The 12,282-nt window shown below is 60.9% G+C and carries 10 protein-coding genes and 2 tRNA genes; 1 reads left to right on the top strand and 11 read right to left on the bottom strand.

The annotated features are described in order from the left end of the window. From ACTOXK_RS06965 to ACTOXK_RS06920, 10 genes are all read right to left on the bottom strand, one after another. The gene (locus ACTOXK_RS06965; RefSeq protein WP_482277358.1) at positions 1-204 is read right to left on the bottom strand and encodes a CopG family antitoxin; all 204 of its coding nucleotides are present in this window, start codon (positions 202-204) and stop codon (positions 1-3) included. After that, a complete protein-coding gene (locus tag ACTOXK_RS06960; protein WP_482279265.1) occupies positions 194-502 on the bottom strand; it encodes a BrnT family toxin in 309 nt (102 codons plus the stop codon). The genes ACTOXK_RS06965 and ACTOXK_RS06960 overlap by 11 nt, the downstream gene beginning before the upstream one ends. 797 nt (positions 503-1,299) lie before the next feature. Continuing rightward, positions 1,300-1,809, bottom strand: coding sequence for a signal peptidase I (locus ACTOXK_RS06955; protein ID WP_482279268.1), 510 nt, complete (start codon positions 1,807-1,809; stop codon positions 1,300-1,302). Between the two features lie 179 nt (positions 1,810-1,988). Next, positions 1,989-3,152 carry a MucBP domain-containing protein gene (locus ACTOXK_RS06950; RefSeq protein WP_482277361.1) on the bottom strand — a complete coding sequence of 388 codons (1,164 nt, stop codon included), beginning with the start codon at positions 3,150-3,152 and terminating at the stop codon, positions 1,989-1,991. After that, positions 3,149-4,012, bottom strand: a complete 864-nt coding sequence (locus ACTOXK_RS06945) for a hypothetical protein (RefSeq protein ID WP_482279263.1) — start codon at positions 4,010-4,012, stop codon at positions 3,149-3,151. Before ACTOXK_RS06945 ends, ACTOXK_RS06950 begins: the two co-directional genes overlap by 4 nt. 12 nt (positions 4,013-4,024) lie before the next feature. Further along, positions 4,025-4,780, bottom strand: coding sequence for a hypothetical protein (locus ACTOXK_RS06940; RefSeq protein ID WP_482277363.1), 756 nt, complete (start codon positions 4,778-4,780; stop codon positions 4,025-4,027). Positions 4,781-4,783: 3 nt separating this feature from the next. After that, on the bottom strand, positions 4,784-5,326 hold the full coding sequence (locus tag ACTOXK_RS06935) for a SipW-dependent-type signal peptide-containing protein (protein WP_482277364.1): 543 nt from the start codon (positions 5,324-5,326) through the stop codon (positions 4,784-4,786). 2 nt (positions 5,327-5,328) lie between these two features. Further along, positions 5,329-9,060: a hypothetical protein gene (locus tag ACTOXK_RS06930; protein ID WP_482279262.1), complete on the bottom strand. Its 3,732-nt coding sequence runs from the start codon at positions 9,058-9,060 to the stop codon at positions 5,329-5,331. Between the two features lie 378 nt (positions 9,061-9,438). Then, positions 9,439-9,514: transfer RNA gene (locus tag ACTOXK_RS06925), tRNA-Ala, on the bottom strand. A gap of 116 nt (positions 9,515-9,630) precedes the next feature. After that, positions 9,631-9,707: transfer RNA gene (locus tag ACTOXK_RS06920), tRNA-Ile, on the bottom strand. Positions 9,708-9,851: 144 nt separating this feature from the next. Here ACTOXK_RS06920 and ACTOXK_RS06915 point away from each other — a divergent pair. Continuing rightward, positions 9,852-10,358: a bifunctional nuclease family protein gene (locus ACTOXK_RS06915; protein ID WP_482277366.1), complete on the top strand. Its 507-nt coding sequence runs from the start codon at positions 9,852-9,854 to the stop codon at positions 10,356-10,358. Between the two features lie 70 nt (positions 10,359-10,428). Here ACTOXK_RS06915 and ACTOXK_RS06910 read toward each other — a convergent pair. Continuing rightward, a partial coding sequence (locus tag ACTOXK_RS06910; RefSeq protein WP_482277367.1) for a DNA gyrase C-terminal beta-propeller domain-containing protein occupies positions 10,429-12,282 on the bottom strand: 1,854 nt, incomplete at its 5' end.

Raw genomic sequence — 12,282 nt, 5'->3', positions numbered from 1 at the left:
CTAGGCAAATGCAAGTGTCTTCTTCTCTTCAGCGCACTGCACAAGATAGAGGTTTATAAGGTTCTGATAGGGAATGCCTGTGCGAACGGCTTCTTCTTTGAAGTACTCGATAGCCTCAACATCGAGACGAATAGTAACCGCGCGGCGAATCCTCCTTGCATGGGGATTCGGCTTTGAGTCCTCGAAATCATATTCAGCTCTCATGGCAATACCTCCAGTAGGTCTTTCCCTCGGTTTTCGTTGCCTCCCGCGCGGAAATAATCCGTATGACATTTCCCTTTTCCCGATAGCAATGGCACACGATCAGCATACGCCCTTTCCGGCTCATACCCAAAATGACGAAGCGCTCCTCATCATCGGAATGATCGGGATCCGCGATAATACGAGCGTAAGCATCGGAGAACACCGTTGAGGCCTCCTCGAACGTAACCCCATGCTTAAGAATATTCGCCCGGTTCTTTTTTGGGTCCCAAGCGAATGATACACCAAATATTGCCAACATATTGCTACCATACCTATCCCTAGCGAAATTGAAATCTTTGCATTCGGGAGCACGTGACGTCTTGCCTGTCGCTACCGACAGGCACTCCATCCTACAAAACGCAAATCGCATCCATGACGCAGGAGAGCCGTATATTGTTCCCTCCGCGTGCCGTCGCAGCGTCGCGCTGGGACCACCGCAACTCTCCCTTGAGACGCCGTGGCTTCTCTTTCCCCACGACACGAGCTATGGCAGAGCCGCAGAATTCTCGCCCAGGGTCATCGGAGAGTCTCATCGCGAGCTCCAGCCAAGCACCGGCGGACGCCTTCTTCTCAATGCAAAAAGGGCGGTGCCGAAGCGCCGCCCTTGGGGGGGTATGTTGTTGCGAGCCAGTTAGGCGGCGATGAGGGCCGCTAGCTCCTCGCGGCCGTGGAAGCGCACCGCTTGGCCGGGGGGTCGTGGGCGGGCAGCACTTCCCCCTCCCACACGTTGCCGTTATCCTTGAACTTCTCCGAACGGACGACCCAGCGAAACGCCGCCCAAGACGACCCACCATAGATCAGAGTATCACCCCCCCCCGTGCGGACAAGCAGTCAATAAGAGAAAAAGTCAACTATTCTGTCGATCGGTTGGATATTTTCCATTGATGAACTGGTTTTTTACCGATAATCGTTCTTTTACAGAAGAACAAAGCGGAAAGCAACTTTGACAGGGTAATGACTGGCTAAGTTCTGATAAAGAATAACAAAATCGTTGGCGAGCGGTTACCTGGCTCCTCCAGCCAAGAACGCCGATCGCGGGAAACGAGGGGAATATCCCTACCTCCCCGCCTCACGGTTCTCGGCAAGATGGCCTACAACAGTTCCCACCACGCACAGGGCCACGGCCATGAGCACAGCCCAGCCCAGGAGCAGCATGCCCGCCGTGGAGCCCAGGGCCATGAGGAAGTAGCCCACGAGGGGCATCGAGAACACCACGCGACCAAGCACATTCTGGAACGGAACGGGCCGCAGATCCACATCCTCGTTCGCATCGCCCTTGGTGACCAGCTCGCCAGCATCACCGTCTATGGCTTCCACGCGGTGGATGATGACCTCTTCCCCCTGCCAGAAGGCGGCCACATCGCCCACCTGGAGTGCCACGCCGTCAACAGGATCGGCGTATACGAGGCTGCCCGTAGGGTAAGCCGGTTCCATGGATCCGGAAATAATGGCATAGGGCTGCATACCCATGACCCGCGGCACCACCGAGGATCCAATACCCACAAGGGCCAGAGCCAGCAGCAGCGCGGCTCCGAGAGCCGAACACAAACGGGCGACGCGCCGCATCCGCGCCAAACGGCGCTCCACCGCGCGGGAAAAGGCATCGCGCGACTCAGAGGGGGCTATGTCAACCGGATGTTTGGCCATGGATTCAATGTATCACGCATCGGCTTCAGTGCGGTATAGAACAAAGGGGAGGACGGGCGTGAAAACCCGTCCTCCCCTTCCATTGCGCCGCAGGGACCTTAAGCGGCCGAAGACTCAGACTGGTCTTCCTTGGCCTTGCGCAGGCCTCGCACGAGAATGAAGGCAATGGCGCAGGCCAGCACGGCCGCGGCCACAGCCCAGGGAATCCAGGAGGTCTGAGCGGCCGCGCCGGCCTCGGAGCCGGGAACGGCCTCGGCGCCGCTTGCGAGGGCCGTCTCATCGTCGTTAATAGTCTCAGTACCCGGGGTGGCGAGAGGCGTGCCGTCATCGGCCAGCACCTCGGTGCCCGCGTCGGTCGTGAGGGGCACCGCCGCGCCGATGGGCTGGACAGGAGTGGGGGCACCGGCCCCCTCGGCCGTACCGCCGGCGCCAGGCGTCGTGGCCTCAATGGGATTGACCGGGGCACGCTGGGCCACCTCGTCCGTCGGGTCGGTCGTGTAGGTGCCCTCGGCCCGGGAGCCATCGGGATTCACCACATCCACCGTGCCGTCGGGCTGGGGTTCGGTGGTCGTGCCCTCGGCCAAGCGCGTGTAGCGGTAGGTAATGACGTTCTTCGTCTCGTCCTCGCTCAGCACGATGTCGATGAGCGTTGCATGGGGCACGTAGTTCTCAATGTACGCGGGAGCCGTGGCCGGCACATCTCCGATGTCACCAAAGAAGGTCTGGGACTCGGCGAGTTCGGTGCCGTCAGCAGCATCTACGTAGTTCACCGTGAAGGCCACGCGGTTGGCCATAATGCCGTAGGCCACCACATAATCGGCGTCTTCCGTCACGGGCACGGAACCGACCAGGGTGCCATCGCCCCTCACATAGGCCACCATAGGGGTCTTCGTGCCAGCGAGGTTTTCACCGTCGCGGTTCTTATCGGAGCGCTCGTTGTCGAGACCGGCCAGGCGCACGCCCTTGGCGTAGTACTTGCTATCCGCCGGCACCTCCAGGGTCACGCCCTCGAAGGAGAGGGGCTCGCCCGGCACCTGATCGGTGAAGGTGCGCTGGGTCTCGCCGCCAGTGAACGTGCCCTGATTGCCGCTGTACAGCGTAATGGTGTAGGTCGTGCCCTCGTAGGAGGTCATGGCCCCAGCCGCAGGCGCAGCAGTCACCGGCTCATCAGCAAAAGCCGCGGGCGCTGCCAGAGAGGTGGCCAGCACCACGGCACCGCACATCGCCCCAAAGCGGCGACTCCACTTCTTCATATTCTTCATCGGGCGTCGCCCTCCTTGTCGCTCCTCTTACGGCTGCGTACCGCTGCCACAATCACTACCCCCGCAGCTACAACAGCCACGGCCACGATGATGCCCAAGGGCAGCATATCTCCCGTCTGGGACAGCTTGCCGCCAGACTTCTTGGTATCCCCGTTCTTGGGAGAATCCTTCTGCTTGGGATCGTCCTTCGGCTTGACCGTATCCTCGCTGGGAGGATCGGCCTTTCCCGGCGTTCCCTCTTCGTCGGAGGGCTCTGCCGCGAAGGCCAACTGCACGCTGGCATCGGTATCGAAGTAGGTGTTGCCGTGGGTCTCGCCGTCGATGGCCACTTCCAGCACCATATAGGCCCGGGCATCGGCGGCCAGGGTATCCAGGTAGAACCACTCGCCCGTCGCCTCGGTGGCATCGAACAGACCGCGGGTCTTGGTGCCGTCTCCCTCCACTTCGCCCGAAACCACCTCGTTGGTGAGAATCACCTTCTCCTCGTTCTTGGGCGTGATGTAGGTGAGCTTGTAGCCGTAGGAGCCACCGGAACGCTCGTTGGCGTTGGCCATGGACTCTTCCATGGTGGTCAGCACTTTGTTGCGCATATACCAATCGGCCGAGCCCTGGGGGCCTTCCTTCATCTCAATGGTGAAGCGCGCGCTGTCTCCCGGCTGCATGGAGCCGAGGGTCTTGGTGATGTTCGCCGTACCCTCGTCCTTCATCTCGGTACCGGTGAATTCCACCGTCCAGGCCTCGTCATAGGTTTTAGCGAAGGCCGGAGCAGCCACGACCAGCGACACCACCACAGCGGCGACAAACGCCAGCAACAGGGCTGCGAGGCTGGGCAGGGTGCGGTTTTTCGTCAGGCAATGCATCGGATCACCCCGCTATTCCCCAGCCGTCTCATCGGACCACTGGTCGAGGCCCAGCGCCTGCACATCCACACCCCACGCGCTCTTGGCGGCTGCTGCGGCGTTGTTCACCTGCACAGAATCCACCTGGGCCGACAGGGCCAGATAGCAGTTGGAGTAATCTTGCTTCACATTTTTGATGGCATCGCTCACGCGGATACCGGCCACAGCCGGTTCGGCGGCGGTGTTCTTCTCCAACATGGGGCGGTAGTAGTACACCTCGCGCTCGTCGGTGCATTCCGCCTCCGAGCGCACCCAGTGCTCGTCGAATTCGTCGTCCAGCACCAGCTCGATGAGGCCTGGATCCAGTGTGGCGCTCTTCTGGGGATCGCCGTTCTCTCCCGTGGCCCAGTACTTGCGCACCGTCAGGCGCACGTACTCGTCCATATCAGCTGACACGTTCTTAACTGAGAGGAACTCCTGGTACACCTGGCCCGGGGCCATAAACTCCTCAACGGCGCCAGTGGAGGCGTTCACGATCTGCCAGCCGGCCTTCTGGTCGAGCAGCTTGCCGATGCCCTTCGCATCGGGGTCCACGTCCACGCCGTTCTCGGTCAGCGTCACGCCAATGTGGGTCTGCTGGATCTCGGCCACGTAATCGTCGCTTTGGAACACGAGGGCGGAACGGGCCGGGCTCACGGTCATCATGACGAGGCATACCACGAGCCCCGCGGAAAGCGCGATCAGCAGGATGCGCGTCTGCAAATCAAGGGTCTTCAGCGTCTTCAACATGGGCTACTCACCATCCTGGGCGGTCAGGTACTTCTCGCCATCGGCGAAGGTGCCCAGCAGCGGCTGGGCCGCCTCGAAGGCTCGGGCGCTCGCGCACTGCTGCACCACGGCCACATCGAAACCGTGGGTGACCTTCTCGGCATCCACCGTCACGATAGCCTTCAAGGCCGGGGTGGAAGCACCGGGGGCCACGGGCTCGGCGTAGTACCACCAGCCCTCGCCGTTGTCGTTCACGGCCTGGGTCCAGCCCGCGCTGGCCTCGAAGGTAAGCTCTACGCCGTCGATCTGCGGGTCGAATACCTTCACGCGCACCATGGCGTCAACATCGCCGGTGTTCTTCACCGAGATGACCTTGTTGGCGCCGTCGGCCTTCTCGGTCACCTCGGTATCGGGGGGATTCGGGTTGTACTTGAACTGGATCATGCCAGCGGCTTTGGTCGTATCGGTGTAGTAGGCCCAAGCCGTGCCGGCCGCCACGCCCAGAGAGATAACCAGGGCCGCGGACACCGTCAGGGCAACACGCTTGGCAAGGGATTGCTTTCCCATGACTACCTCCCCTCTTCCGTCGTGGGCATGGGCGTGTAGGTAAAGCCGTTCTCGCCCGGAGCGTAACGGTTCACGACACCGGTGCTATAGCCCTCATCGACATAGGTGTTGTTGAAAGTGACTTCTGTAATGAGAATCTCGTCATCCTCACCAGGAACCGTGCCCTCCACGGCCACAATCTCGCGATTGGGGGTGCCGTCGAAGTTGTCACCGCTGTAGTACAGCTCTTCGATGAGGTAGTAGCCCTCGGGAAGGTCAGACAGCAGCTCGGCCTTCGTCTGGTTCTCGCCAGCACCAAAGGTCATGCTCACGGTGTTCTGGTAAATCACCAGTTCGTCTACCTTATTGGCCGCCGCAGCCTGATCGACATAGCCCGTCACCTGGAAGACGGCTGTAGCGATGCCGTTGGCAGCCTCGAAATTGTCCAGGTTCTTCACGAGCTGCAGGGCTCCGAGCTTCTCGGGCTGGTCGGGGTTGCTCGGCTCCTCGGGCTTCTCCCCGGGAATCTCGGGGTCGCGGCCCACTACGATGCGGTCGTTGCAAGCGATGCCGCCGCCGTTGGTGTTGGAGTAGTTGCCTGTGAAGTACAGCACCGCCTTGCCCATGGCCGCGTCCTTGTCATCCGAGGTCGGGTTGGCCTTCAGAGCTGTGAAACGATCGGCCTGAAGCACGGCCTCGGCGGTCTGGGGAAACGTGTTCGGGTCGGTCAGGTGGTAGACGGGATATTCTTTCTTATCCTCGGTGCGCGTCTCGGCAATCAGCGTCTGGGGATCGTCGTCGAAGGAGACCTCCTCGCGGGCGCCAGGGGCCGGAGCACTCCGATCGATGGTGAGCTCGTACTTCTTGAAGCCAGGAGTGTCGCTCGTCACCTCGGTGCACTTGGTCACCTCGCCGGACCACTTCCCATCCGGGAACTTGTCACTCACTTTATCTTTCACTTCAATGGTGGCGAAGTACCCCCCGAAATCACCGGAGGCCGCATGGGCTTCGGGAACGTAGATCTGGGCCACGTTCGTAGTGGGATCGAACAGAACATTGGGGATGCTCGAGGTGGTCAGGTCCTTATCGTCAATCACCAGACCCGTCTTCTTCTCCCTATAGCTCACCCCCGAACGCCAGGCACTCAGTGTGCCCTTGTACTTCATGTCGGGCACGTAGGACACCGTGCCGCTGGTGTAGCCCGTCCAGCGATGGTAGCCGCCACCGAGCATGGCGTTGAACACCGTGCTCTCCTTGGCGCAGAAGAAATCATCGGCCGCATGGGCATCGATCTCGAGACCGTAGGCCGGATCAAGAGCCCACTGGTCGCCGTACTCATTGGGGTTGGTCGTCGCATTGGCCTGCTCAGCCGTGTTGTCGAAGATGGCCGCATCGGCCGTGACCACGACGCCGTTGGTGCACACACCCACGCCGCCGCCGAAACCATGAGCGGTATTGCCAGTCACGATGGGGTAGCGCACCGTAAGGCCCGTCTCTTTGCCGTGGGTGGCCGAGGGCAGAAACAGGCCGCCTCCACCGTAGTCGAACTCCGTGGCGGTCATGTTATTCGTGATGTAGCCGCCCTTGATATAGCTGGCCTTGTCGGGCATGACGTTAATGGCGCCGCCCTCGCTCGTGCCGGCGTAATTGGAGGCGAAGACGCCGTACTCCACCTGAAGAAGCGGATAGATGTACTGAGGATAGGGCCAACTCCCGACCGTGTAGTCGGAATAGCTCGCGAGAAGCAAGGCCCCGCCACCGTCAGAGGCGTAGTTGCCCGTCAGCGTGGCGCCATCGATAATCGTCTTGTCCATGGAGAAGATGCCTCCACCGCCACCGCCGAGCTGCTTCCAGTTCACGTCCTTGTTGGTGTCGGGACGCACTGAGGGATGGATGGCAGATTTGTCGTTCTCGGAGCGGTTGTTGGTCACCAGGGCGCCATCCTTCACCGTGAGCACGCTCTCAGGCTTAGAAGTTTCGCTCTTCAAGCGGCCCTGCACGTAGACGGCTCCGCCATCGGCGCAGGCCACATTGCCCGCAAGCACGGCCTGCTCGGCCACGGTTACCTCGCATGAGGCGTTCGCGTAAATGGCGCCGCCGTTGCGCACCTGGGCCATATTGCCAGGCGTGGTGTCTTTGAACACTTCCTCACCGGCGCGGTTGCCCGCGAGCAGGGCCTCACCGGCCACGGTCAACCGGGTGTTATCCACCCACAGCGCGCCGCCATTGCCATCACCCTTGGCCGTGTTGCCTGCGATAACGGCCTGGCCGGCAATCTCAACCGTGGCGTCTGCGGCATTGATGGCCGCGCCATCGGCGCCGGCCGAACCCACGATGAAGCCGTCGATCATGGTGACCGTGCCCGTTTGAGCCGCCACCACATGCTCGCCCTGGCCCACGGTCAGACGACCACCCTCAATATTGAGCGTGCCGCCATGAACCGCCACCAGGCTCTCGGCCTGGGCGGCCTCGATGGAGCCGGCACCAGAAAGATCGAGGTTATACTGGTAAAGATACTCAGTGGTCTCCCCCTTGGCGGGGCGATTGGTGTAGGAGCGCGTCACAAAATACTCGAGGGAGTGGCTTTCGGCCTGATAAGTGGCTCGCTTGCCAATCAGCCCCTCGAAAGTCGCCCGATCCTCGGCGGGACTCGGAACCCTCACGCCCTTGAGGGCACCGGGCACGTCCACCTCGACGGCCGCGGCGTTCTCGCTCGTATCCGTAATGGTGAACACGGCGCCGTCGTTCACCGTGAACAGCGTGCCGATCTCATCAACGGCAATGTCACAGCCGTTCAAGTCAAGCGTCTTGGTGCCGCGCACTTCCACGGGGCTGACGCCCTCGGCGATGTCGGCGGCCAGCCGCACGGTCGCTTCGTCGTCCTCGGCGAGAGCGCGAGCCACCTCGTCCCAGCTCGACACCCCATCGGCAGGCTGCACCGTGACGACGATTACAGCATTGCGGGAAGCGGCCTCGGCCAACTCCGCGGCCGGAATGACATAGGAGCCATCGGCGCCGGGCTCCAGAGAGACCTCCACCACCGGCTCATCGTCCTCAGCCACCGGGGCGGCGGCCATGGGCGGGTACTCGTCAGCGAGAACCTCTTCGACAGCATCGTCCCCGGTCACTGCCAGGGGAGTAGCCTCGGCAGTTGAGGGCGCTGCCGTATCGGAGTCACTGAGAACCTCGGCGCTCTCGCCCTCGGGAGCTGCTTCGTCGACGGTCGGAACGGTCTCCTCAGTCGAAGGCTCTTCCTCCACCGGGGCCTCGAGATCACTCGTCGGCTCTTCGGGAGCTGGGGTGTTTCCCGTTCCCTCCCCGTCATCTTCGATGGGAGAGGAGACAATGGGGTCATCTTGAGAGCCGTCCTCCAGGGACGGCTCTCCGATAATCAGATTATCGGAGAGCTGCTTGGAGCCCATGGCCCGGGAGACGGGGTCGCCGCCCTCCACACCATAGGTCACGGCAACGGCCATATCTTCAGGGGCATCCACTGAGAACGCGAGGTCGGTGTCGACAGCCGCCGCGTACACTGCATCCTCATCGGCGCCGAACTGATCGGCGCCCACGGTAACCGTCATGCCGTCGGCCACCTGGAAGCGAACCTCCACGGTGCCGTCCTCGGCCAGGGCCTCCGAAGTGCCGCCCAGAGCGAAGTTGCCGAAGGAGACAACCATCGCTGCAGCGACAACGGAGGCGATTACCTTTTTCGCCTTCGAGAACTCATACCTTTCGTTTTGAGTTATCGCCTTCATATCTCACCGTTCCTCTTACGAGACAAGCACCCTCTACTTGTCCTTTTTACCCTCTCTCACGGGCGGAAAACCGCCTTCAATCCCTGATTATTCCGATCAGCTATTGTAGCTCTACGATTTCCTTACTGTCTACTTGTCAATCGGTTACGGATGGTCTTTTTTCCGCTTCAGGGGCTTCTTTAACACACCTATCATAGATAAAAGCGACGGAAAGTCAGAGTTTACGGAAAGATGACAGCTATATGACAGGGTAATGACTAGGGAAATTTAAGATTTCGTGGACATAACAGCCGTTGGACTGTTCGCTCCTCGCGGGATTCAATCCCTGCGCGATATACAAAAAACGACCGCCTACCAAAGTAGACGATCGATAAATCATGGTGGAGCATAGGGGGATCGAACCCCTGACCTCAGGCTTGCAAAGCCCGCGCTCTCCCAGCTGAGCTAATGCCCCGTGGCTTCTCTTTCTCCCCTACTTTGCTTGGTGGCATATTCAGAAAACTGTCTCAGAATATAATAAACGCTCCACCGGCTAACTCGGCTCACGGTGGAGCGTTTATCGCAAAGTAATGGTGGGCCCGAATGGATTTGAACCAGCGACCTCACGCTTATCAGGCGTGCGCTCTAACCAACTGAGCTACGGGCCCTTGAAAAAGTGCTTGATTATCTTACGATGAAATCACGGCGGGGTCAAGGAAAAATTTAACCGAATTGGAAAAATTATCTTTAGCCCTGGAAAACGCACTCATGAGACAATATCATCGCATCGTTTCCCCCGAAAGGAGCCTGCTGTGATTCCCCTGAAAGTGCTCACGCTCATCATGGCGAACCCACTGCAACCTTCAGTGCTCGTGCTCCAACCGGTGGAAGATGCTCCAGCGGGGAAGGCCCGCATCGTGCCCATCTGGATCGGGCCCTCGGAAGCAGCGCAGATCGGCATGGCCCTGGAGCAGGTGAAGCTCGATCGACCCATGACCCACGATCTCTTTCTCGACGCGCTCACCAACCTTGATGCCCGGATCGATTCCGTGGTCATCTGCGGCGCGAAGGGCCCGGTGTTCCGATCCCACCTCATCCTGAGCCAGGGAGGGCGCCTCTTCACCCTTGACGCGCGGCCGAGCGACGCCATCGCCCTGGCCCTGCGCCAAGGCGCCCCGCTCTACATCGAGGAGGCTGTGCTGGCCGCGGCCTCTTTTCCCTTTATCTTCAAGGAGGAGCGACCGGAAGAGGAGCTGGCGGCCTTCAAGACGTTCCTGGACCACGTCTCCCCCGACGACTTCGGCATCGAGGACCTGTAGGCGGCCCTAAAGAAAAGGGGGCAGGCCCGCAGGCTTGTCCCCTTTCGACACGGCAATGGGAAAGAGCCGACTACTCTTCGCCTTCGACGACCTCTTCAGCCGCTACCTCGGCGGTGTCGTCGCCATCATCTCCATCGATATCATCGATGGCCAAGGAGCCATCAGTGCTCTCGTCGTCCAGCAGGTCGAGCTGATTCTCATCCATCTCGCCGGCCTTCTTGGCCTTCTTCTTGCCCGTGGAGGAAATGGCCACGGCGCACACCTTGTCCTTATCAGACACGCGCATGACCATAACACCTTGCGTTGAGCGGCCAAGCTCGGAGATGCCCTTCACCGGGGTGCGCACGATAACGCCCTCCTCGGACACGATCATGATCTCGTCCTCGGCGCCGACGATCTTCATGACCGCGAGCAGGCCCTTCTTGTGGGTCATGGTGATGGTGTACACACCCTGGCCGCCGCGGTGATGCTCGGGGTACTCCTCGATCTTGGTGCGCTTGCCGTAGCCCTTCTCGGTAATCACGAACAGGTCGGTGCCGGGACGGGCAATTTCCATGCCCAGCACATGGGCGTCGGCGGGCACGTTCATACCGCGCACGCCCATGGTGCCGCGGCCCATGGCGCGGGCCTCGGACTCATCCCACAGGATGGCCTTGCCGGCGGAGGACACCATGATGACCTTCTCGCCCTTGGCCACGCGCTTCACCGAGATGAGCTCGTCGTCGTCCTTCAGGTTGATGGCGATGAGCCCGTCGCGGCGGGTGCGGTCGTACTGGTCCATGGAGGTCTTCTTCACATTGCCCTGGGCCGTGGCGAACATGAGGAACTCCTCGGCGGGGAAGTCCTTCGTGGCGATGACAGCGCTGATGGACTCACCCTTCTCCAGAGGCAGCAGGTTCACGATAGCCGTGCCGCGGGCATGGCGGCTGGCCTCGGGAATCTCGTACACCTTCAGGCGGTACACCTTGCCCTTGGTGGAGAAGAACAGCATATAGGAGTGGGTGGAGGCCACGAACAGGTGCTCAACGAAGTCGGCGTCCTTCAGATTCACGCCCTGCATGCCCTTGCCGCCGCGCTTCTGCTGGCGATAGGTGCTCACGGGCAGGCGCTTGATGTAGCCGGCCTTGGTCATGGTGACGACCATATTTTCCTCGGCGATGAGGTCTTCCACCTCGATATCCTTCGCCTCGCCGGTGATGCGGGTGCGGCGCGGGGTACCGTACTTCTTCTTGATCTCCAACAGCTCGTCCTTGATGACTTGCTTCAGCAGGTTCTCATCGGACAGGATGCGCTTGTAGTAGGCAATCTTCTCGCGCAGCTCGGCCAGCTCTTCCTCGATCTTCTCGCGCTCCAGTCCGGTCAGGCGGCGCAGGCGCATCTCCAGGATGGCGTTGGTCTGCTTCTCGGACAGGCCGAAGCGCTCGGTCAGGCGCCCGGCGGCCTCCTTGTCGGTCTGGGACGAGCGGATGATCTGGATGACCTCGTCGATGTTGTCCAGCGCGATGATGTAGCCCTCGAGGATGTGCTCGCGCTCCTCAGCCTTGGCCAGCTCGTAGCGGGTACGACGGGTGACGACGTCCTTCTGGTGCTCGATGTAGTAGTGCAGGATCTCCTTGAGCGACAGCACGCGCGGGGTGCCGTTCACCAGGGCCAGCATGTTGGCGCCGAAGCCCACCTGCAGCTGGGTGTGCTTGTACAGCTTGTTCAGCACCACCTGCGGAATGGCATTGGACTTCAAATCGATGATGATGTCGATGCCCTTGCGGTCGGCGGCGTCGTGGATGTTGCTGATCTCGGGCAGCTTCTTGTCGCGCACCAGCTCTCCGAGCTTCTCCAGCAGGCGCTTGCGGTTCACCTGGTAGGGAATTTCCTTCACCACGATGGAGGAGCGGCCGTTCTTCTTCTCCTCGATCTCGCACTTGGC

This window comes from Adlercreutzia sp. (genome assembly GCF_056795635.1).
The sequence above is the reverse complement of the archived record's forward strand: the minus strand, read 5'-3'. Positions and strand labels throughout refer to the sequence as shown.

Coding starts and splice junctions, on each gene's coding strand:
- ACTOXK_RS06965 (WP_482277358.1), bottom strand. CDS start 204: ATGAGAGCTGAATATGATTTCGAGGACTCAAAGCCGAATCCCCATGCA.
- ACTOXK_RS06960 (WP_482279265.1), bottom strand. CDS start 502: ATGTTGGCAATATTTGGTGTATCATTCGCTTGGGACCCAAAAAAGAAC.
- ACTOXK_RS06955 (WP_482279268.1), bottom strand. CDS start 1,809: ATGCGGCGCGTCGCCCGTTTGTGTTCGGCTCTCGGAGCCGCGCTGCTG.
- ACTOXK_RS06950 (WP_482277361.1), bottom strand. CDS start 3,152: ATGAAGAATATGAAGAAGTGGAGTCGCCGCTTTGGGGCGATGTGCGGT.
- ACTOXK_RS06945 (WP_482279263.1), bottom strand. CDS start 4,012: ATGCATTGCCTGACGAAAAACCGCACCCTGCCCAGCCTCGCAGCCCTG.
- ACTOXK_RS06940 (WP_482277363.1), bottom strand. CDS start 4,780: ATGTTGAAGACGCTGAAGACCCTTGATTTGCAGACGCGCATCCTGCTG.
- ACTOXK_RS06935 (WP_482277364.1), bottom strand. CDS start 5,326: ATGGGAAAGCAATCCCTTGCCAAGCGTGTTGCCCTGACGGTGTCCGCG.
- ACTOXK_RS06930 (WP_482279262.1), bottom strand. CDS start 9,060: ATGAAGGCGATAACTCAAAACGAAAGGTATGAGTTCTCGAAGGCGAAA.